The organism is Methylobacterium sp. NPDC080182, assembly GCF_050281105.1.
Taxonomy (GTDB): domain Bacteria; phylum Pseudomonadota; class Alphaproteobacteria; order Rhizobiales; family Beijerinckiaceae; genus Methylobacterium.
Genome location: NZ_JBNNWO010000032.1, coordinates 19072 through 39504 on the forward strand (window position 1 = coordinate 19072; position 20433 = coordinate 39504).

At 69.1% G+C, this 20433-nt stretch carries 17 protein-coding genes; 8 read left to right on the forward strand and 9 right to left on the reverse strand.

The annotated features are described in order from the left end of the window. Positions 1-38: 38 nt before the first annotated feature. Positions 39-836, reverse strand: a complete 798-nt coding sequence (locus tag ACQKQD_RS31690) for a glycosyltransferase family 2 protein (RefSeq protein WP_205833792.1) — start codon at positions 834-836, stop codon at positions 39-41. A gap of 49 nt (positions 837-885) precedes the next feature. Continuing rightward, the gene (locus ACQKQD_RS31695) at positions 886-1455 is read right to left on the reverse strand and encodes a glycosyltransferase family 2 protein (protein WP_020093585.1); all 570 of its coding nucleotides are present in this window, start codon (positions 1453-1455) and stop codon (positions 886-888) included. A gap of 361 nt (positions 1456-1816) precedes the next feature. Between ACQKQD_RS31695 and ACQKQD_RS31700 the strand changes: the two genes are divergently transcribed. From ACQKQD_RS31700 to ACQKQD_RS31710, 3 genes are all read left to right on the forward strand, one after another. Then, positions 1817-3034, forward strand: a complete 1218-nt coding sequence (locus ACQKQD_RS31700; protein ID WP_042670618.1) for a flagellin — start codon at positions 1817-1819, stop codon at positions 3032-3034. Between the two features lie 292 nt (positions 3035-3326). Further along, the gene (locus tag ACQKQD_RS31705) at positions 3327-3572 is read left to right on the forward strand and encodes a hypothetical protein (protein WP_427510648.1); all 246 of its coding nucleotides are present in this window, start codon (positions 3327-3329) and stop codon (positions 3570-3572) included. Continuing rightward, positions 3572-3712, forward strand: coding sequence for a hypothetical protein (locus ACQKQD_RS31710; RefSeq protein WP_012319948.1), 141 nt, complete (start codon positions 3572-3574; stop codon positions 3710-3712). Before ACQKQD_RS31705 ends, ACQKQD_RS31710 begins: the two co-directional genes overlap by 1 nt. Positions 3713-3723: 11 nt before the next feature. Here ACQKQD_RS31710 and ACQKQD_RS31715 read toward each other — a convergent pair whose 3' ends face one another. Then, a complete protein-coding gene (locus ACQKQD_RS31715; RefSeq protein WP_020093582.1) occupies positions 3724-3954 on the reverse strand; it encodes a hypothetical protein in 231 nt (76 codons plus the stop codon). A 464-nt stretch (positions 3955-4418) separates the two neighbouring features. On the opposite strand from ACQKQD_RS31715, the gene ACQKQD_RS31720 reads away from it, so the two are divergent. Together ACQKQD_RS31720 and ACQKQD_RS31725 are read left to right on the forward strand one after the other, a co-directional pair. Then, a complete protein-coding gene (locus tag ACQKQD_RS31720; RefSeq protein ID WP_020093581.1) occupies positions 4419-4706 on the forward strand; it encodes a hypothetical protein in 288 nt (95 codons plus the stop codon). A 750-nt stretch (positions 4707-5456) separates the two neighbouring features. After that, positions 5457-7349 carry a TRAP transporter large permease subunit gene (locus ACQKQD_RS31725; protein ID WP_427510649.1) on the forward strand — a complete coding sequence of 631 codons (1893 nt, stop codon included), beginning with the start codon at positions 5457-5459 and terminating at the stop codon, positions 7347-7349. Positions 7350-7871: 522 nt separating this feature from the next. Here ACQKQD_RS31725 and ACQKQD_RS31730 read toward each other — a convergent pair. The 5 genes from ACQKQD_RS31730 to ACQKQD_RS31750 form a co-directional block, all read right to left on the reverse strand. Next, on the reverse strand, positions 7872-9509 hold the full coding sequence (locus ACQKQD_RS31730; RefSeq protein WP_427510650.1) for an acyl-CoA synthetase: 1638 nt from the start codon (positions 9507-9509) through the stop codon (positions 7872-7874). Then, positions 9509-10543, reverse strand: coding sequence for a TRAP transporter substrate-binding protein (locus ACQKQD_RS31735; protein ID WP_020093576.1), 1035 nt, complete (start codon positions 10541-10543; stop codon positions 9509-9511). The genes ACQKQD_RS31730 and ACQKQD_RS31735 overlap by 1 nt, the downstream gene beginning before the upstream one ends. 230 nt (positions 10544-10773) lie before the next feature. Continuing rightward, positions 10774-11286, reverse strand: coding sequence for an ureidoglycolate lyase (locus ACQKQD_RS31740; RefSeq protein WP_427510651.1), 513 nt, complete (start codon positions 11284-11286; stop codon positions 10774-10776). Next, positions 11283-12122 (reverse strand): bifunctional allantoicase/(S)-ureidoglycine aminohydrolase, encoded by an 840-nt coding sequence (locus ACQKQD_RS31745; protein WP_026604998.1) that lies wholly within the window; start codon positions 12120-12122, stop codon positions 11283-11285. Before ACQKQD_RS31745 ends, ACQKQD_RS31740 begins: the two co-directional genes overlap by 4 nt. Before the next feature lie 52 nt (positions 12123-12174). Further along, entirely contained in the window at positions 12175-13485 is a 1311-nt protein-coding gene (locus ACQKQD_RS31750) for a dicarboxylate/amino acid:cation symporter (protein WP_427510652.1), read from the reverse strand. A gap of 208 nt (positions 13486-13693) precedes the next feature. On the opposite strand from ACQKQD_RS31750, the gene ACQKQD_RS31755 reads away from it, so the two are divergent. Both ACQKQD_RS31755 and ACQKQD_RS31760 read left to right on the forward strand, forming a co-directional pair. Then, complete coding sequence (locus ACQKQD_RS31755) at positions 13694-14578, forward strand: LysR family transcriptional regulator (RefSeq protein WP_427510653.1); 885 nt, start codon at positions 13694-13696, stop codon at positions 14576-14578. 196 nt (positions 14579-14774) lie between these two features. After that, positions 14775-16589: an acyl-CoA thioesterase gene (locus ACQKQD_RS31760; RefSeq protein WP_427510654.1), complete on the forward strand. Its 1815-nt coding sequence runs from the start codon at positions 14775-14777 to the stop codon at positions 16587-16589. 7 nt (positions 16590-16596) lie between these two features. On the opposite strand, the gene ACQKQD_RS31765 is transcribed toward ACQKQD_RS31760, so the two are convergent. Continuing rightward, complete coding sequence (locus ACQKQD_RS31765) at positions 16597-18930, reverse strand: putative bifunctional diguanylate cyclase/phosphodiesterase (protein ID WP_100253816.1); 2334 nt, start codon at positions 18928-18930, stop codon at positions 16597-16599. Between the two features lie 247 nt (positions 18931-19177). On the opposite strand from ACQKQD_RS31765, the gene ACQKQD_RS31770 reads away from it, so the two are divergent. Continuing rightward, positions 19178-20433, forward strand: a 1256-nt coding sequence (locus ACQKQD_RS31770) for a methyl-accepting chemotaxis protein (protein ID WP_427510655.1), incomplete at its 3' end; no start/stop codon positions are given.

Genomic DNA, 20433 nt, shown 5'->3' on the forward strand with positions numbered 1-20433 from the left:
GAGGGGGCTGCGGGCGTCGGGTGCTCCACCCGGCGCCTTCACCAGGGGATGCGACCGAAGCGGTCGACCAGCCGCTGGTACTCGGCGTTGCTCTCGGCCTTGGAGGTGCCGCCCGAGCCGACATCCGAGGTCCCGGAGCCCGGATGCACGAGGCGGCACACCAGCGGCAGGACGAAACCGTGCCGCACGAGCTGCACGTTGGGGCCGCCGTTGCGCAGGACGTTGGCGAGCCACGGACGGACCTGGATCGCGTCCTGCAGCGTGACGGGCGCCGTCGCCTCGACGAGGTGGGCGCGGCGCAGGCCGGTCTCGGCGAGGCGGCCGAGCCACTCGTTGTCGTAGTGCCACTTCGCGGCCGGGCTGATCGCGCCGACCTGTGCGAAGGTCGTCCGCCGCATCAGCCAGCCCGAAGGCGTCGCGAAGTCGTTGATCCGCACCACCTCACCGGCCTCGTCGGTCTCGAGCTGCGTCGAGGAGACGAAATCGAAGCTCTCGAGGGCCCTCAGCGCGAAGCCCAGATAGGCGGGCAGCCAGTGATCGTCGTCCTCGAGGAAGCCGACGAGGTCCCAGCTGTCGTCGACGGCGCCGATGGCGGCGTTCAGCGCGGGGATCTGGCCCCTCTGCGGGCCGCGCGCGAAGGTGACTTGCGGGTGCGCGGCGAGCCGCGCCGGGATCTCGATCCCGGGGTCGATCCCGACGAAGAAGTGGATCGTCGCCGGCCGATCGAGCTCCTGGGCGTTGGCGCTCGCGATCGCGTGCTCCAAAAAGTACTGGCCGGCCTTTCCGGCCAGGGTCGAGGGTTTGAGCCTCGACGGCGTGATGATCGCGATCCTCATTCCCACGCCTCACCGTGTCGAGCGTCGCGCGCCGCGGCGCGGCACGCTGTCAGAGCTTGAAGGATTGCTCACCGATATGGCCGAGCTCCTTGCTGAGATACGGATCGCACCAGATCCGGAAGCCGGCGGCGCGTGCCCGGTCGCTGAAGTCGAAGTCCTCACCGATGTTCACGCCCGCTTCCTCGTCGACGCGGAAGCGGAAATAGGGCTTCTTCAGCTTCTCGAAGACCGTGGACTTGATCAGCAGGAAGCCGGTCGGGATCCGGGACATCTCCAGCAGACCCTTCGGCGCGTCGGCCGGCTGCTCCGGGAGGATGTCGCCCAGGAAGTGGAACGGGGCGGTGCGGCGGGAATAGGTCGCGCCGATGATGTCGACCTGCCGCACGAGGAGCTTGAGGAGTGCGTCCTTCGGGAAGGTCATGTCGCTGTCGATGAACAGGACGTACTCCGCCCCGTACTTCTGCGCGTATTCGAGGCCGAGGTTGCGGGCATCGGCGACGATCGACGACTTCCCGACGACGATCGACATCGGCATCTCGCCGAGCGAGTGCATCATCGATCCGAGGCTCACGGCGAAGTCCGCGTGGACCATGGTCCCGCAGGGGATCGCGATCGCCACATGGGGCAACTTCGGCGACGCGGAAGGGGTCGCGGCGCCAACATCACCGGACGCTTGAGCGATCACATCTGAGCTCCCTGCAAGGTGCGTCCCGCACCCGCCGCGCCGACCGAACCGGATCGGCCCCGGTCGGGCAGGCGCGACAGACTTGGTTTGCGTCACAGCTTATGGCTGCGGATGGTTAATGGATCTTGAACACACTCCGCGATCCGTAAATACTTAGCGCCTCAAGGATCGATTCATTAACGATCACTTCGGACACACTGGGAGTCGGCAATTGATTTAACCCCCGCGAAACGTTTGGAGGACGATTACTGGCGTACCCGAGAAACGGGTGCATCAAATCAGAAAGATAAGACCTATGTCCTCGATCACCCTGTCGGCCGCCACGCGTCAGAACCTGCTCTCGCTGCAGGACACCGCCCAGCTGATGGCGACCACCCAGAACCGGCTCGCGACCGGCAAGACCGTCAACTCCGCCCTCGACAACCCGACCAACTTCTTCACCTCCCAGGCCCTCGACGGACGCTCCTCGAGCCTGAACTCGCTCCTCGACGGCGTCTCCAACGGCATCCAGTCGATCCAGGCCGCCAACCAGGGCATCACCTCGATCCAGAAGCTCGTGGACCAGGCCAAGTCGATCGCCAACCAGGCGCTCTCGACCCAGCTCTCGACCACCGGCACCGCCGCCAACGCCTACAGCGCCAGCACCGCCTCCCAGACGGTGCTCATGACGATCAACGGTACCTCGGTCTCGGCCACGGTCGCCGCCTCCTCCAGCATCAGCGCCACGGTCGCGGCCCTGAACTCTGCGGTCAGCTCGGCCTCGACCTCTTCGAGCGGCTCGTTCGGCGCCGGCGCGATCTTCTCGGTCGACAGCACCGGCACCAAGATCGTCCTGAACGCCCAGGCGGACGTGGAATTCCAGAACTCGGGCAGCCAGACGGCGCTCGGCTTCACCGCCTCGGCCACCACCGCCTCGACCTACGGCACCGCCGCCAGCACCGTCGTGTCCAGCGACCTGTCGATCTCGGGCGTGACGCAGCGCGCCTCGCTGGCCAACCAGTACAACAACCTGCTCAACCAGATCACGCAGCTCGCCGGCGACGCCAGCTACAACGGCGTCAACCTCATTGCCGGCAAGGGCAATGACCTGAACATCAAGTTCAACGACACCGGCAGCTCGACCCTCAACGTCGCCTCGGTCGACGCCACGGCGAGCGGTCTCGGCCTGTCGTCGATCACCAGCTCGAACAACTCGTCGAGCCAGAACGGCCTCGGCAACTTCCTGCTGAACTCGGACGTCAACAAGACCCTGGCGACCCTGACCAGCGCCGGCAACTCGCTGACCTCCGCGGCGAGCTCCCTGGGCTCGAACCTGTCGGTGGTTCAGAACCGCCAGGACTTCTCCAAGCAGCTGATCAACGTGCTGCAGACGGGCTCGGCCAACCTGACCAACGCCGACCTGAACCAGGAGGCGGCCAACTCGCAGGCGCTGTCGACCCGCCAGTCGATGGGCATCTCGGCCCTGTCGCTGGCCAACTCAGCCCAGCAGGGCGTCCTCCAGCTCCTGCGGTAAGCGACACGCACCGCGAAGCGACAGAGGCCGGCCGGGGCAACCCGGTCGGCCTTTCTCTATGTACGCGCCCGCGATCGTGGAGCCCGGCATCCGAAGCCGACGTCGCGCCGGCAACCGCCCCGGCTCGAGGGAGCGCCGCGGAGAATCCACGCGGCAAGGCGGCCCTCCCGCCGCCCGCCCTCTGGACAGGACGATCCAGAGCCCGTTGCGACCGCGGGGTTGCCAAGCTTAACCGTATCGGCCAGCCTGTCCGTAGTTACTGCGTACCGACCCGAGCTGAGCCGGAGTGCCGATGCGAGTGAACCACCAGCGCCGTCTCCTCAACAAGGCAGCGGAGGCACGGGATTACCAGATCACGATCCGTCAGAGGGCGGACGCGTCCTGGCCCGGCGACCACAGCCGGCTGACGGCGCTCGAGAGCACCGGCCATCTCCGGCGGATCGACCCGCACGAGGGTCCGGGTTGTCCGGTGGCGGTCTGGCAGATCACCGCTGCCGGCCTCTCCCAGCTCCGGACTCTCACTTCGGGAGCCGAGTGATGGCGTCCGTCAAGATCCGCGCGACCGACGACGGGACCTTCGTGGTCTACCGCAACGGCGCCGCCGTCGCGTCGGGATTGACCCGCGAGCAGGCCGAGCGCTGCGCGACGGTCCTGGGCTGGATCGCACAGGGGCGCTGACGGCGCGGCGGCTATTCGGCGGCCGTCCCGGGGACCGCGTCGCCGAGAGCCTCACGCCGCGCGCTGTTCAGGACGCGCTGACGCGCATTCGGATCCTGTATCGCGTGCCAGAGGTGAAAGAGTTCGTGCGTCATGCCGAGGTCGACGGCCTCGCCATCCGGTCCGTAGAAGGCCTCGACCGGACAGCCAATGACGGCTGCGATCTCGCGCAGGCGCGCGACAGCTCGAACATCGATGGCCATTGGAGACAGAATTCCTACACGCCGGGCGCGCAAGAGCTATCATTGCCCAACCCTGAGCAGCAAGGGATCGCCCTGTACTAGGCCTGATCCGATCGTATCAGTTTGAACACATCTGGGCATGTGGTCGACACGCTGCGCGAGCGGATTGCAGCGCGTAACCTCACGAAGGCGTGAACAGTCTCCGCACAGTCCGGCGCCACCGGCGTGCCGGCGTCCGCGATCGGGCCGGCCACGGCGCAGCTCGTCGTGTTGCGCGACCCGGCTGACCGGAGCCGGGGGCACGAATCCGCGCCCCGACCTGTCCTCGCGGGCGCTGAACGGGCGATCGTCAAGCAATCGGCGGGACAGCTGCCGCGGAATTAGCGGATGGAAGCTTCCCGTTAACGAAGCGTAAACCTTTGTGACGTGATCCTAGGACGGTGGACGGGCACGGGATCCGGCCACGCAGATCGGGCGAGGCTCCGATGATCGTCTTGATAGCCGCAGCCATCGTCAGCGGTCTCGCGACAGCCACGATCCTGGCGCCGGTGAGCGCCCTCGCCGCGCTGATCATCGCACCCCTGGCAGCCAGCGCGTCGGCCATCCTGGCCTGCATCTTCATCGCCTGGCGCAACACGCGCGACGATGTCGGGCCGCCCGACCTCGAGACGCAGGCCGACGCGATGGTGGCGGTCCTCTGCGAGGTTGCCCAGCAGGGCAAGATCGTCCCGGTCGCCGCGCCGGTCCGGGTCCGCGGCCACCGGTCGGCCTGATCTCGGCGCGCCGCGACCGGCGTATCGCCGGCCCGGGCCCGATCCCAGCGGCACCGGTCGCGGCCTATCCTGTTCCGGATGAGGCCGTCCGTACCCCTCTCCGCCGTCCAACCTCTCCCCCGAGCGCGGTCAGTCGGGCATCGCGCAGGACGGACGAGACGCTGGGCGTCGTTCTGTTCGAGCAGGTGGGTCAGGGCATCCCGCGGACCCCTGCCGGAGAGGCGTCGTGCGACCATGTCGGGCGCGCCTCCGCCGAGTCGAACCGCGTCTTCGACCTCGTGGCGCTGCGGCTGGCGCGATTCCTGAGCGCCCATCCGGATTCGGGTTGCGGCTCGCCGCCGGCATGAACCCTGCCCGCCTCATCACCGAGGCGTTCGTCGCCGACATCGTCTCAGGACCGCCCCGCAGCGAAAATTTGGTGCGGATGCCGCTGGGTTAGGAAACTGTCACGCCGCTCCGCGACCCGCTCGGGCGGCCCGCATCCGCGAGCCGGCCGACCTGCTGGCGCAGGTCTGCGCGCCGCTGAACGGCAGAGATTCCACAAGGACTGGAAAACGAAGTACGGCGACGGGGCGCGGTCGCATCGTGAGGATGCGTCGGGCAAACTGACCGGGACCGTTTTCCGCAGGATCGGATAACGGTATCGGAGAACGAAGGCGCGCCGAGACGCACCGCAAGACACACGCGAAGACGCATGTGGGGTCGATCCCGCCGCCAGCGGCATCGGGAGCGGCCCCGACGGAGGGCGCCATGCAGATCGATGTTGCGGCCGTCGAGTCGACGGCGGGGATAGAATTTTCGGGACCGCCGCTGCGCGCCCGCGGCTGGCTGCGCCGGGTGGATGCCGGGCTCGGCCACCTCGTGGAGATCCCGGCCGCCCTGCTGGTGCTGGCCGAGATCGGGGTGCTGCTCGCCGGTGTCGTCAGCCGCTACGTGTTCCGCGATCCCATCATCTGGTCGGACGAGCTCGCCTCGATCCTGTTCCTGTGGCTCGCCATGCTCGGCGCCGTGGTCGCCTTCCGGCGCGCCGAGCACATGCGCATGACCGCTTTCGTGGCCATGAGCGGCCCGCGCCTGCGCGCCTTCCTGGAGACGGTCGCCCTGGTCGCCGGCCTGATCTTCGTCGCCCTGCTGCTGGAGCCGGCCTTCGAGTTCGCCAGCGAGGAGACCTTCGTGCAGACGCCGGCGCTGGAGCTGAACAACGCGTGGCGCGCCGCCGCCCTGCCGATCGGCCTCGGCCTCATGCTGATCGTGGCGCTGATCCGACTCCTGGAGACCGCCGACTGGAAACTGACCGTGGGGGCGCTGATCCTGGGGGGCGGTGTTGCCGCCGCGCTCCTGGCGCTGCAGCCGTGGCTCGCCAACCTCGGGAACCTCAACCTGCTGCTGTTCTTCGTCGTCGGTGTCGGCGCGCTGGTCTTCTCCGGCGTGCCGATCGCCTTCGCGTTCGGCCTGTCGACCTTCGCCTACATCACGCTGACCACCGACGCCCCGTCGATGGTGGTGGTCGGTCGCATGGACGAGGGCATGAGCCACCTCATCCTCCTCGCCGTGCCGCTGTTCGTGTTCCTCGGTCTGCTGATCGAGATGACCGGCATGGCCAAGGCCATGGTCGGCTTCCTGGCCTCGCTGCTCGGCCACGTCCGCGGCGGCCTGCACTACGTGCTGGTCGGGGCCATGTACCTCGTCTCGGGCATCTCCGGCTCCAAGGCCGCCGACATGGCCGCCGTCGCGCCCGTGCTGTTTCCCGAGATGAAGGCCCGCGGCGCCAAGGAGGGCGACCTCGTGGCCCTGCTCGCCACCACGGGCGCGCAGACCGAGACGATCCCGCCCTCGATCGTGCTGATCACCATCGGCTCGGTCACCGGCGTGTCGATCACCGCCCTGTTCACCGGCGGCCTGATGCCGGGCCTCGTCCTCGCCGCGACGCTGTGCGCGCTGGTCTGGTGGCGCTACCGCCGCGAAGACCTCAGCCACGTCGCCAGGCCGTCCGGCCTGGTCATCGGCCGCGCCTTCCTGGTGGCGATCCCGGCGCTGGCGCTGCCGTTCGTGATCCGCTTCGCCGTGGTCGAGGGCATCGCCACCGCCACCGAGGTCTCGACCATCGGCATCGTCTACGCGGCGCTGGCCGGCCTGCTGATCTACCGTCAGTTCGAGTGGCGGCGGCTCTACCCGATGCTGGTGACCACCGCGACCCTGTCGGGGGCGATCCTGCTGATCATCGGTGCGGCCACCGGGATGGCCTGGGCACTGACGCAGTCGGGATTCTCGCAGACGCTCGCCGAGGTGATGAAGGGCCTTCCGGGCGGTGCGCTCGGGTTCCTGTTCGTCTCGGCCTTCGCCTTCATCATCCTGGGCTCGGTGCTGGAGGGCATACCGGCGATCGTGCTGTTCGGGCCGCTGCTGTTCCCGATCGCGCGGGCAGTCGGGGTCCACGAGGTCCACTACGCCATGGTGGTCATCCTCGCGATGGGCATCGGCCTGTTCGCCCCGCCCTTCGGCGTCGGCTACTACGCGGCCTGCGCCATCAGCCGGATCCATCCCGATGCCGGGATGCGCCCGATCGTCGGCTACATCGTGGCCCTGCTGATCGGGCTGCTCGCCATCATCCTCGTCCCCTGGTTCTCGATCGGCTTCCTCTGACAATCTCCACCGCGGGGACGCGCCGCGCGCGATCAGATCATGCCGGCACCGCCGGTCCGCGCGATCCGCTCGCGCTGCTCGGCGTAGCGTTCGGCCGCGGCGCGCCGCACTGCACCCTCGAGTCGGCTGACGAAATTCGCGAGGGTTGTCATGGTGCCGAGATCCCGGTCCGGGCCGGGCGGGGGCCCGGCGTGCTGCACTGCAATATGCGCGCGGCTCCGAGCACATGTCAGGGTCTGCATCTCGGAGCTGTCATGCAACGAGATCATGATGTGCGCGGAGGGATGTGGATCGGCCCGACTTTCCGCTCGGAATGTCTGCCACCAATCGGACCCCTTAGGTCGACGCGGCTCGCTGAAACCGCATCCCGCATATGGAGGCCGATTCCGCCGCTGGCGTCCTCGAGAGCGAAGTGAAGCGATCCAGGGCGGCGCGTCCACTGAGATGTTGGCGCTGACTGGATTGCTTCGCTCCGCTCGCAAAGACGGGGCGCCGCATCAACCGGATGGGATCGCGACAGCCCTATCGGGCCTGCGGCCTCGCCTGCCCGTCGAAGGGCAGGTCGCCCCGCGCCTCAAGTCCCTCGCGGATCGCGCGCTTCGTCACCTTGCCGTAGCCGGATTTCGGCAGGGCCTCCCAGAAGAACACGCGCCGAGGCAGCTTGTAACGAGCGACGGTCGCCGACAGCCACGCGATCAGTTCCCCCTCCTCCACCGCGGTCCCGGGACGCGCGACGCAGACCGCGACGCCGACCTCGCCCCAGGCGGGATCCGGCACGCCGAGGATCGCGGCCTCGGTGATCGCCGGATGCGTGAGGAGCTTCTCCTCGATCTCGCGCGGGTACACGTTCGAGCCGCCGGAGATGTACATGTCCGAGGCGCGCCCGGTGATGAACAGGAAGCCCTCGGCATCGAGATGGCCGAGATCGCCGGTCCGGAACCAGCCGTCGCGGAACGCCGCCGCGTTGGCCTCCGGATTGTCGTAGTAGCCCGCGAACACGGCCGGGCCGCAGACGCAGATCTCGCCGGTGGCGCCCGGCGGGCACTCGCGGCCCTCCGTGTCCTGGATCTGGACCTGCATGCCGGTGCGCTCGAACCCGCAGGTGCCGACCTTGACGTCCGGCCCGTCCTCGGCCGCGTGCAGGCGGGGCGGCAGCACGGTGATGTTGCCCGTCACCTCGCCGAGGCCGAAGTATTGCACCAGCACCGGCCCGAGCACCCGCAGCGCGTGCTGCTGGTCCGCCCGGTACATCGGCGCGCCCGCGTAGATGACGTGGCGCAGGCTGGAATGGTCGTGCGTCGACACCGCGGGGTGCTCGGTCAGCAGCTTGACGATGGTCGGCACGGTGAAGAGGTTCGTGACGCGCCACGCCTCGATGAGAGCCCAGACCTCCTCGGGATCGAGCCGCTCGCCCGCGGTCAGCACCGTCTTGGTGCCGGCCGCGACCTGCGCGAGCTGGTGGATGCCGGCGCCGTGCGAGAGCGGCGCCACGACCAGGGACGCGTCGGCCTCCGTCGTGCCCGGCATCAGGTCGCAGAGGTGATTGGTGATGACGAAGGCCATCTGGCCGTGGGTCAGGACCGCCGCCTTGGGGCGGCCCGTCGTGCCGGAGGTGAAGAAGAACCAGCACGGATCGTCGTGCTCGACATCGGCGACGGGCGCGGCCGCGCCCAGATAGTCTGCGACGAGCGCGTCGTAGCCGGCCCCGAAGGCCGCGTCGCCGATCGCCACGACGCGGTCCAGGTCCGGGCAGGCCTCGCGCACCGCGGCGGCGTGCTCCGGGAAACCCGCGCCGCAGATCAGCGTCGAGGCGCCGCTGGCACGGGCAAGATAGGCGATCTCCGCGGGCGTCTGCCGGAAATTGGCCGGCACCCAGACGGCGCCGAGCCGGAAGCAGACGAACATCGACTCGAACAGCTGGTTGCTGTTGCGCGCCTGGACCAGGACGCGATCACCCTTGGTCACGCCACGGGCGGCGAGCGCCGCCGCCATCGCGTCGACCCGGGCGTCGAGCTCGGCCCAGGTCCAGCGCCGCTCGCCCCAGGCGAGCCCCACCGCGTCCGGAAACCGGCGCGCGGCGCGGCGCAGGAAATGGGCGAGATTCATCACCCGCCGGGAGCACGGCGCGACCCCGCCGCGCGGCGCCCCCGCGGCGCTCATCAGGTGAGCTTCCCGCAGGCCTTCTCGAGCAGCGACCAGCCCTCGTCGCCGTACCGGCCCTTCCACTCGGCGTAGAAACCGGCCTTGCGCAGCTTGTCGCGGAAGGGCTCCGGGTCGGGCTTGTTGAAGACCATCCCGTTCTTCGACAGGTCCGCCTGCAGATTTGCGTTGAGCTGGGCGACGTCCGCCCGCTCCTTCATCCCGGCGGCGTTGATGTGGCGGGCCACCGTCTCGCGCAGGTCCGCCGGCAGGCGTTCCCAGGCGCGCCGGTTCGCCAGGAACCAGTACCCGTCCCACATGTGGTTGGTGAGCGAGCAGTACTTCTGCACCTCGTAGAACTTCGTCGTGGAAATCACCGCCAGCGGGTTCTCCTGGCCCTCGACGATCTTGGTCTGCAGGGCCGAGTAGGTCTCGTTCAGGTTGATCGACGCGGGAGCCGCGTCGAAGGCCTTGAACATCGAGGTCCAGAGCGGCGAGACCGGGACGCGGATCCGGAAGCCCTTGAAGTCGTCGGGCGTGGCGATCGGCTTGGTCGACGAGGTGGTCTGGCGGTAGCCGTTGTCCCAGATCTTCTCCATGGCGACGAGGCCGGCCTTGGCGATCTGCTGGCGGACCCAGGCGCCGAGCTCGCCGTCCATGGCCGGCCAGACGGCGTCGTAGCTCGGGAAGGCGTAGCCGATACCGTTGATCGACGCGTTCGGCACCAGCGTCGAGAGGATCAGCGGCGACATCGTGAAGAACTCGACGCTGCCCGAGCGCAGCTGGCTGAGCGTGTCGGTGTCGGAGCCGAGCTGGCTCGTGGGGAAGATCTTGAGGTCGAACCGGCCGCCGGTCTCCGTACGCAGCGCCTCCGCCATCTCGCGGGCGCGGATGTTCATCGGATGGGTGTCGGGCAGGTTGTTGGCGTACTTGTACGTGAATTCCGCCTTCTGAGCCCGCGCCACGTGCGGGGCCGCCACGGTACCGGCGATGAGGGCCGTCGAGCCGGTCGCCAGGAATCGGCGGCGGGACAGGGGCGTGCGGTACGGGGACATGGCGGCCTTTCCGGTGCGGGCGCAGGGCCCGGCGTTTCCTCGGGTCCGCGTTGGTGCGGACTCCTGATTGCGGCCTCGATAGCCGCTGACCGGTGCCAGTCAACGGACTTTCGCGGCCGCGTCCCCGGGAATGATTGCATCCGGCCGCCGCTGATACGGGGCGGCCGGAGGCGGCCCCGGCCGCGCGAGACCGTGGCGACGCGGCGACGTAGCGGATGGCGCGCTCGGCCTCAGTCCCGGCCGGGCAGATGCACCGTCCAGGGTTCCTCGAAGGTGTGTTCCTCGAGGTTCACGCCCGGGCCGCCGCGGTCGACCACCACGAAGTCCTGCGGCTGGCCGTAGGGCGTCAGCACCCCGTGCCACGTGTTGCGCGCGTAGCAGATGCCCTGCCCCGGCGCAGTCACGAAGGCCTGGGGCGGACCGGGACGGCCCTCCGCGTCCGAGCAGACCACCACCAGGAACGGCGCCGCGCTCAGCGGCAGGAACGCCTGCGCGCCCAGCGGGTGCCGCTCGACCAGGCCGAGCCGCAGCGGCACCGGGTAGGGCTGCGCCTCGACCAGCCCGATCACCACCCGCGACCCCTCGCCCACGACCTCGACCGCCGCCAGATCGTGGAAGCGCCGCGCCATCCCGCCGTTCATCGGCCGCGGCGCTACCGCGGCGGCGTCGATCACCGTGCCGAACGGCGCGAACGCCTCGGCCGTCAGCGGCCGGGCGACGACCGTGCGGGCGCCCGCGCTCACCGGCCGAGCCCGCGCGGCGCCAGCGCCGGGTGGCGGTTGACGTCCTTGTACAGCAGGTACCGGAACGGGCCCGGGCCGCCCGCGTAGCAGGCCTGGGGGCAGAAGGCGCGCAGCCACATGAAGTCGCCCGCCTCGACCTCGACCCAATCGCGGTTGAGCCGGTAGACCGCCTTGCCCTCCAGCACGAACAGTCCGTGCTCCATGACGTGGGTCTCCTCGAACGGGATCGAGGCGCCCGGGCGCATGCTGACGATGTTGACGTGCATGTCGTGGCGCAGGTCGTCGGAGGCGACGAAGCGGGTCGTCGCCCAGGCGCCGTCGGTGCCGACCATGCCGGCCGGCTCGACCGCCGACTCGTGGGTGACGAAGGACGTCGGCGCGTCGAGGCCGGCGGCGGGCTGGTAGGCCTTGCGGATCCAGTGGAACCGCGCGGGCGCGTCGCCGTCGTTGCGCAGGGCCCAGGCCGCCCCGGGGGCGAGGTAGGCGTAGCTGCCCGGCCGCAGGGCGTGGCGCGCGCCCTCCAGGGTGAGGCTGGCCGTGCCGGCGACCACGAACAGGACGCCCTGTGCCTGCGGCTCCGGCTCGGGGGCCTGGCTGCCGCCGCCGGGGGCGACCTCCATGAGGTACTGGGCGAAGGTCTCGGCGAAGCCCGAGAGCGGCCGGGCCACGATCCAGGCCTGGGTCCTGTCCCAGCCCGGAAGGAGGCTGGTGACGATGTCGCTCATCACGCCGTGGGGGATGACCGCGTAGGCCTCGGTGAACACCGCGCGGCCGGTCATCAGCCGCGTCTGGCCGGGTAGGCCACCGCACGGGGGGTTGTAGGCTCCAGCGCTCATGGTCGGTCTCCGGAATTCGATTTCAAGCTGTAAACGTCTGTCGGGGATCTGGTCACGCGGTGCGCGGCTCGGCGACGGGTGCCTCGAGGATCTCCGCCGTGTCGGTGGTGTCCTCGCCGTTCAGGACGCGGTTGGCCCGCGCCCGGTCGATGTCGCCCTCCCAGGCGGCGATGACGACGGTCGCGACACAGTTGCCGATCAGGTTCCCGAGGGCGCGGGCGATGCCGACGAACCAGTCGACCGATAGGACGAGGACCAGCCCGATCACCGGGATCTCCGGCACCGCCGACAGCGTGGCGGCGAGGACGACGATCGCCGAGCCGGGCACGCCGTGGGCGCCCTTGGAGGTCAGGAGCGCGATGCCGAGGATCAGCATCAGGTGGCCGAAGGACAGGTCCGTGTTGGTCGCCTGGGCGATGAACACGGTGGCGAGGGTCAGGTAGAGCGAGAAGGCGTCGAGGTTGAAGGAGTAGCCGGTCGGGATCACGAGGCCGACGGTGGATTCCTTGATGCCGAGCCGCTCCAGCTTGCGCATGACCTGCGGCAGCACGCAGTCCGACGAGGCGGTGCCGGCGACGACGGTCAACTCCTCGCGCAGGTAGGCGAGCAGCTTGAAGAGGCTGAATCCCGCGAGCCGCATGATGCTGCCGAGCACCACGACCACGAAGAGCGCGACGCCGGCGTAGAAGAGCATCACCAGCATGCTGAGCTGCTTCAGGGACCCGACGCCGTACTTCCCGACCGTGAAGGCGACCGCGCCCAGCACGCCGAGCGGCGCCAGCCGCACGATGAAGCCGATGATCCGGAACAGGACCTCGGTGATGCGCTCCAGGCTGTCGGCCAGGGGCTTGCCGCGCTCGCCGAGGAGCGAGAGCCCGGCGCCGAACAGGATCGCGAGGAGCAGAACCTGGAGGATGTCGCCCTTGGCGAAGGCGTCGACGAAGGTCGTCGGCACGATCTTCATCAGGAAGTCGACGGTGCCCGTCACCTGCCCGACCCGGTCGGTGTAGCTGGTGAGCGACTTGGCATCGAGGGTCGCCACATCGACGTTCATGCCGTGACCGGGCGCGAACACGTAGGCGAGGACGAGTCCCAGCGCGAGCGCGATGGTCGTCACCACCTCGAAGTAGATCAGGGACTTGAGCCCGACGCGACCGACCTTCCGGAGGTCGCCCGCGCCGACGATGCCGTGCACGACGACGCCGAAGACCAGCGGCGCGACCACCATCTTGATGAGCTTGATGAAGACGTCGCCCAGCGGCTTGAGGGTGACGGCGAAGTCGGGCCAGAGCCGGCCGACGAGGATGCCGATCATCAGGGCGGCCACAACCTGCCCGAACAGCGACCCGAACAAGCGCTTCATCGCGATCTCCCTCGGAAGGCTCGCCCCGACCCGACCGCGATCGTCCCGCCTCTCACGGGCGGGTCCGGTCGAGCCCGATCGCGCGGCGCGGCGGCATTGTGCAAAGCGATGCCCGCTCAGCCTTCCCGACGGCAAAATCGTGCCGAACGATCTAGACGTCAAATATCTATTTCATTTAGTTTGAAACCCTCAGAGTTTTAATCCGCCCATGGAACTGCGCCATCTCCGCTACTTCGTCGCTGTGGCGAAGCACCTGAGCTTCACCGCCGCCGCGGAGAGCCTCGGTGTCGCGCAGCCGCCGCTCAGCCAGCAGATCCGCGATCTGGAGGCGGAGATCGGGACGGCTCTCTTCGAGCGGACGACCCGGCGCGTGGCGCTGACGCGCGCCGGTCACGACTTTCACATTCAGGCGATCGGGCTCCTGGAGCGGGCCGCCGAGGCCGTCGAGCGCGCCCGGGCGATCGGCGCGGGCACCGCCGGCATCATCAATGTCGGCCTGACGGGCTCGATGCTCGCCGGGCCGCTCGGGCACGCGATCCGGGATTTCGCGCAGGTCTATCCCGCGGTGGATCTCCGGATCCACGAGATGTCGCCGGATCGCCAGATCGCGATGCTGAAGGCGGGGCAGACCGACGTCAGCTTCCTGCGAGCCCCGCCGCAGGATGCCGATCTGGTCCGGGTCCGCGCGTGGAGCGAGACCGTGCAGGTCGTCCTTCCGAGGGGGCACCGTCTCGCGCAGGGCAGGCTCCGGCTCGCCGACCTGCGCGACGAGCGGTTCGTGTTCCTCCGGATGTCCGATTCGCTGTTCGCCAAGTATCTCTGGGATTGCTGCGTCGAGGCCGGGTTCGTCCCCACCATCACCCATCAGGCCGTCGAGGCGGCCTCATTGACGAGCCTCGTCGCATCCGGCCTGGGCATCGCCATCATCCCGGAATACGTCGCCCGGCTGGCGCATGCCGACGTGGTCTACAGGCCGCTCGAGGGACCCCGCATCCGCGCCGACGTCTTCGCGCTGTGGTCGCCCGCGAAAGCCGCTCTGGTGTGCAACTTCGTCGATCTGGTCCGCGACGGTCGGAAGACGCTCGCCGACTAGGCGGATCACCCGGGCCTCGGCGCCATGGCGGGCGCCTGTAGGACACGCGCGCCCTCGGATAGCCGGCCGTGGCGGAGCAGCCCGATGCTTTTCCCTCACTGAATTTCCTGTATCCGCCTTCTTTTGGGTTCGCCATATTCCCGAAACGAATCTGATACGCTATTGCAGCTTAAGGTCCGGAGCGCTTGAAGCCACAATGCCTTCCCAGTTCATCCGCTCCGCGGCCTGGGCACCTACGATTGCTTTGTCGTGGTTCTGGGGGCTCGGGTTTTTCTACGCGATCCATGTCACGCTGACATACGGCTGGCTCGGGTTCCTTGCCTTCGCCTTGCCGAACGCGACCGGTCTCGGCCTGTTCGGCTGGATGCTCGGCGCGCCCCGTCGGAATCTCGACGCGATCGTGGCCGCCGTGCAGGGCCCCTACGCGCTCCTGTTCATGGGTGCCCAGTTCTTCGCCGTCGCGATCACGATCTTCGGCTTCGCGGCCTACGCGTGGCTTCCCCTGTTCGGCCACGACGCCGCCGTGGGCGTGATCGCATTGGTCCTCGTCGCCTGCTCGCTCGGCCATGCCGTCCCGCTGCGCGGGATCCGAATCGTTCATTGCGGGGCGCTGGCGGTCGGGCTTGCCGCGAGCGTGATCCTGCTCGGCGGTCTGTCCGCGCAGCGGGACGGCTGGGACGTCCCGCTGCAGGCCTTCGACGAGCGCTTCTACGGGCTCGTCGTCCCCTCGCTGGTCGGCTTCCTGCTCGGCCCCTGGATGGACATCCAGCAGTGGCAGCGGGCGGTCGAGATCCGGCGCTCGGGCGGATCGGTGCGCGCGGCCTACGTGACCGGCGCGCTCCTCTTCCTCGGTCTCCTGACGATCAACGCGCTCATCGCCGCGCGGGCGGGGCTCGGCATGCCGGTCGTCTCGTCCGACGGCCTGTCGGGAGCCTACGCGGCCGTGGCGCAGGCGATCGGGCGCGAACCCGCGACCGGCGTCGCGGTGGCCTTCGTGATCTGGACGGCGATCGCCGCCGCGACCACGATCGACAGCTTCTACAGCGCCACGCGCTGGCTCGGAATCTCGGTCACGGCCCGCAGCAATTCCCCGCTCCTCGCCTTCGTGCCGGCCGGCCTCGTGGCGTCGCCGGTCTGGATCCTCGGTGCCGCGCTCGCCACAGCGGCGGCGGCGATCTGGGCGAACCTCTCGCTCCTCTACCTGATGATGCCCTTCGCCACGCTCCTCGTCGGGGCGGCGGCGTGTCTCGTGTGCGAGACGCTCGGCGCGACCCGCCGCTACGACCCGGTTCTCACCTCCATGATCGGGGCGACGGCGTGCCTGATCTTCGTGACGGGCTATCTGGCCCCGAGCTGGGCGCTGCTGGCCATCGCGCCGCTGATCGGCCTGATCGGCGCACTCCCGATGATCGCCGAGCTCCTCGGCTGGCGCGCGCCGCCGCCGGTCGCGGAGCTGATCCCGGCGGCGGAGCGGGCGCCGCGGGCGGCGCCGGTGCCCGTGGCGGTGGACCAGACAGACGCCGTCGCGTCGCACGGGTTCGACGGGCACTGGTTCGTCCTGCGCCTCATCCCGACCTACGACGACACCAACTCGGTCGGGAACGTCTACTTCGCCAATTACGTGCGCTGGGTGGGCAAGGCCCGCGAGCTGTTCTTCAACATCTGCATGCCGGATTTCGACCTGAAATCGACAGACTTCTACATTCTGACGAAGTCCTTCCAGCACGACTTCCGCCGGGAGGCGATGGAGTTCGAGCCGGTCACCGTCCGCATCTCGATCGCGAGCCACAACAGGAAGTTCGTGACCCTGGCGCACGAGATCCACAGCGAGGTCAACGGCCTCCTCGGCCGGGGCGAGCAGTCGCTGATGTTCGTGGACACCGTCCACTATCGCCCGCTCGATATTCCGCGGGCGATCATCGAGGGCTTCCTGCCCTACTGGCCGAAGACGTCCCCGCACGCCGTCGCGGGCGGGAGCGGCACGACCGGCGTCGCGCCGCTCGGCGTCTGATCGCGCCTCACGCCGCCCGAACCGCCGCCGGGAGGAGTTGACGGCTGCGCGCCAGCGCGGCGGCCTGCTCGGCCGGCAGCGGCTTGCTGAACAGGTAGCCCTGGAACTCGTGGCATCCCTGCTCCAGCAGGCAAGCGCGCTGGGCATCCGTCTCGACGCCCTCCGCGGTGATCGTCATGTCGAGGCTCGTCGCCATGTCGATGATCGCGTTCACGATCGCCGCAGCGCTCCGCTCCTGCGGCAGGTCGCGGACGAAGCTCTGGTCGATCTTGATCTTGTCGAAGGCGATCCGGCGCAGGTAGCTCAGGCTCGAGTAGCCGGTCCCGAAATCGTCGAGGGACAGCCGCACGCCCATCTCGCGGAGCTTGGCGAGCGTGGCGTTGATCGCCGGCGTGGCCTCCAAGAACACCGATTCGGTCACCTCGAGCTCCAGGCGCGGCGCGGCGAGCCCGCTCGTGCGCAGCGCGGAGCGGACCAGTTGCGTCAGGTCCGAGTGCCGGAACTGCCGCGGGGACAGGTTGACGGCGATGCGGACATCCCCCGGCCAGCCCGCCGCGATCCGGCAGGCCTCGCGGAGGATCCACTCGCCCAGCGGTATGATCACCCCGGTCTCCTCGGCGAGCGGGATGAACTCGCCGGGCGAGACGAAGCCGCGCACCGGATGTTTCCACCGGATCAGCGCCTCGAAGCCGCGCACGCGGCACTCCTTGGCCGCCACGATCGGCTGGAAGTAGAGGACGAACTCGTCCCGATCGAGGGCGCCCCGCAGGTCGGCCGTCAGGGCGCGCCGCGCCTCGATCCGCTCGTCCATCTCCGCTTCGTAGAAGCGGTAGCCGTTCCGGCCCTCGCTCTTCATGCGGTAGAGGGCGAGGTCGGCCCGCCGCATGATCTCCTGGCACCCGTCCTGCGGGGCGATCGCGATCCCGATGCTGACGCTGACGGTCAGCCGGATGCCGTCGATGGTGAACGGCGACGCGAGCGCCTCGACGATGCCGTTCGCGAGCGACTCGATGCCGTGCAGGTCCCGGGCGCTCTGTCCGGTCGCGAGGACCGCGAACTCGTCCCCCGCCAGACGGGCGAGCTGGACGTCGGACGCCTCGAAGCTCCGCAGCCGCTCGGCGACCGATTTCAGGAGCCTGTCGCCGGCCGCGTGGCCGAAGGTGTCGTTGACGCTCTTGAACTCGTCGAGGTCGAGGGCGAGCACGGCGAACCGGTCCCCCTGCGCGAGCCGTTCCCGCGCCGTTTCCTGGAGCTGATGGAACAGGACCCGGTTGGGCAGATCGGTCAGGGAATCGTGCAGGGCGAGATACGACAGCCGCTCCTCGGAGCGCCGCTTCTCGGTCACGTCGGAGCCGACGCCGCGATAGCCCGAGAAGGCACCGGCCCGGTTGAAGGTCGGCTTACCGCTGAGGCACCACGTCCGCCGCTCGCCGGCGATGTCGAGCTGCAGGTGCAGGTTCCGGAACGCGCGCCGCTCGGCGATGCAGCCCCACAGGGTGGTGCTCGAGTGGCTCCTGGGCGGTGCCACCGGCGGCAGCAGCAGCCGCTCCAGCGGCAGGCCCATCAGCTGGCGCTCGGAGGAGCCGGCGACCTCGATCAGGCGCGGCGAGACGTGCTGGAGGCGCAGGTCGGCATCCGTCTCCCAGAGCCAGTCGCTAGCGCTCTCCTCGAACTCGTTGAGCAGGAGGTGGGTGAATTCCTGCTGCCGTTCCAGCTCGATCTGCGCGATGACCCGCATCGTCAACAGCCGGCTGAGATGCACGATCGTGAAGCAGATGAAGATCGCGTAGAAGAACAGCAGGACCGCGACGTAGATGTAGAAGGGCTCTCCGGTCGTCGCGAGGGCGATGAACGAGCCGAGGATGATCAGGCCGGAATAGCCGATGGCGACGCGGGGCAGCACCGCCGCGCTCATGCCGGTCGCGATCAGGCCCGCGATGCTGGAGGCGATCAGGAGCCGCCCGTGCGCGTCGGCCCCGGCGAAGAGCATGACCGGGATGGAGGCCAGCAGGAGGCCGTAGGCCTGGGCGGCCAGCACCACGCCCTGGACGAACGAGGACGGCACTTCGAGCGGTTTCGGACGGGAGCGCCAGCGCCAGCACTGCTGGAGCGAGACCACCGCCAGGGGCAGGACGAGCGCCTCGAGCCCGGCGAGGTAGACCCGGTTGCCCGGTTGCCAGAACAGGTAGACGATGACCTGTACGACGCTGAGGCTCACAAGAATCGTGAAGGGAACCAGACGGAGCGCGACGTCGAGCTGCTCGACGCGGGCCCGCGCGCGAAGGTTCGCGTCGAGTGGATCCGCTTTGCGATCGGTATCGATCAGGAAAGAAATCAACATCTCGCGCGACGCAAACGCCCTCTGAGAAACCTTTACGATCGAAAACTGCGGCTCTCGCTATTTAGATGCATACACAATCGCTCGCTTGCACAAGTACAAGTCGCTCGTCGGTTTACAACTCGTAAATATCGCACCGGCACCCGGCGCTGCGGCTCGCATCCGCCGGGCGGCGGCGCTAAGAGGCGAGCGCGCCCCGGTCGCGGCTCAGCCAGAGCCGTCCGCGGGGCCGCGTAGGATGAAGCAGACGATGCCGCAAACGCTGGGCCTCAACCGCATCCTGGGCGGTGCGATCGGTGTCATCGCCCTGGTGTCGGTCCTGACCAGCGGCGCGGTCCTGATCACGGCCGATCAGCTGCGGGACGCGACCGATGCCCGGAGCCGGTCCAACCAGCTGATCCGCGCCCTCGACGGCTTCCGCGCGGCCATGCTCAATCAGGAGACCGGACTGCGCGGCTACCTGATCACGGGCCGCGACGGCAGCCTGGAGCCCTACCGCACGGGGCGCCAGACACTGGACGAGGCGATCGACAGGCTCAGGACCCTGATCGGCCACGATCCCGAGCGGACGCGCCTCTTGGCCGACGCGGTGGCCGCGGCCCGCAGCTGGCAGACCGAGGTCGGCGAGGTCGTCGTGCGAATCGCGGCCGATCCGGCGAAGCGTGACGAGGCGGTCAAGATCGAGGCGGACGGTCAGGGCAAGCGGCTGTTCGACACCTTCCGCGAGAAGCTCGCGGCCATCGAGGGTCTCGAAGGAGCGGTTCGGGCCGCGCTGGCCGAGCGCGTCGCGCGGAGCGAGCGCAACGAGGGCCTCGCCCTCTGGGGCGGAACGCTGATCACGCTGCTGATCTGCCTGGGCATCGGGGTCGCCATCAACCGCCTCGTCGTCAGGCCTCTCGTGGCGGTGATGGGCTTCGTGGGAAGGGTCGGCGAGGGCGACCTGTCGAGCACGCTCGACGTCCGCGCCGGCGGCGAAGTGGGTCGTCTGAGCACGACGCTGAACACGATGGTCTCGGGTCTGTCGGACCTTGCGCGGACGAACCGGGCGGCGACGGCGGACCTGAACGCGGCCGCGGCCGAGATCCGCGCCTCGGCGCAGGAGCAGGCCGCCTCGGTCGAGCAGCAGTTCGCCGCCGTGCAGGAGACGGCCGCCACGGTCGACGAGATCACCCACTCGGGCGCGCAGATCTCCAAGCGCGCCACCGAGGTGATCGCCACCGCCCAGGCCACCGCCCAGACCTCGCGCCAGGGCCTGCGCGCGGTGTCCGACACCGCCAAGGCCATGGACGCGATCCGCGAGCAGGCGGAGGCGGTGGCCGGCAACATCGTCAGCCTGTCGGAGAAGACCCAGACGATCGGCGACATCATCGAGACCGTCAACGACATCTCGGAGCGCACGCACCTGCTGGCGCTGAACGCCGCCATCGAGGCGGCCGCGGCCGGCGAGAGCGGGCGCAGCTTCTCGGTGGTGGCCTCGGAGATGAAGCTCCTGGCCGACCAGGCCAA

What these genes read in the sequence shown, in the direction of transcription:
- ACQKQD_RS31690 (WP_205833792.1), bottom strand. Translation starts at nt 836, where the DNA reads ATGAGGATCGCGATCATCACGCCGTCGAGGCTCAAACCCTCGACCCTG.
- ACQKQD_RS31700 (WP_042670618.1), top strand. Translation starts at nt 1,817, where the DNA reads ATGTCCTCGATCACCCTGTCGGCCGCCACGCGTCAGAACCTGCTCTCG.
- ACQKQD_RS31705 (WP_427510648.1), top strand. Translation starts at nt 3,327, where the DNA reads ATGCGAGTGAACCACCAGCGCCGTCTCCTCAACAAGGCAGCGGAGGCA.
- ACQKQD_RS31710 (WP_012319948.1), top strand. Translation starts at nt 3,572, where the DNA reads ATGGCGTCCGTCAAGATCCGCGCGACCGACGACGGGACCTTCGTGGTC.
- ACQKQD_RS31715 (WP_020093582.1), bottom strand. Translation starts at nt 3,954, where the DNA reads ATGGCCATCGATGTTCGAGCTGTCGCGCGCCTGCGCGAGATCGCAGCC.
- ACQKQD_RS31720 (WP_020093581.1), top strand. Translation starts at nt 4,419, where the DNA reads ATGATCGTCTTGATAGCCGCAGCCATCGTCAGCGGTCTCGCGACAGCC.
- ACQKQD_RS31725 (WP_427510649.1), top strand. Translation starts at nt 5,457, where the DNA reads ATGCAGATCGATGTTGCGGCCGTCGAGTCGACGGCGGGGATAGAATTT.
- ACQKQD_RS31730 (WP_427510650.1), bottom strand. Translation starts at nt 9,509, where the DNA reads ATGAGCGCCGCGGGGGCGCCGCGCGGCGGGGTCGCGCCGTGCTCCCGG.
- ACQKQD_RS31735 (WP_020093576.1), bottom strand. Translation starts at nt 10,543, where the DNA reads ATGTCCCCGTACCGCACGCCCCTGTCCCGCCGCCGATTCCTGGCGACC.
- ACQKQD_RS31745 (WP_026604998.1), bottom strand. Translation starts at nt 12,122, where the DNA reads ATGAGCGCTGGAGCCTACAACCCCCCGTGCGGTGGCCTACCCGGCCAG.
- ACQKQD_RS31750 (WP_427510652.1), bottom strand. Translation starts at nt 13,485, where the DNA reads ATGAAGCGCTTGTTCGGGTCGCTGTTCGGGCAGGTTGTGGCCGCCCTG.
- ACQKQD_RS31755 (WP_427510653.1), top strand. Translation starts at nt 13,694, where the DNA reads ATGGAACTGCGCCATCTCCGCTACTTCGTCGCTGTGGCGAAGCACCTG.
- ACQKQD_RS31760 (WP_427510654.1), top strand. Translation starts at nt 14,775, where the DNA reads ATGCCTTCCCAGTTCATCCGCTCCGCGGCCTGGGCACCTACGATTGCT.
- ACQKQD_RS31765 (WP_100253816.1), bottom strand. Translation starts at nt 18,930, where the DNA reads ATGTTGATTTCTTTCCTGATCGATACCGATCGCAAAGCGGATCCACTC.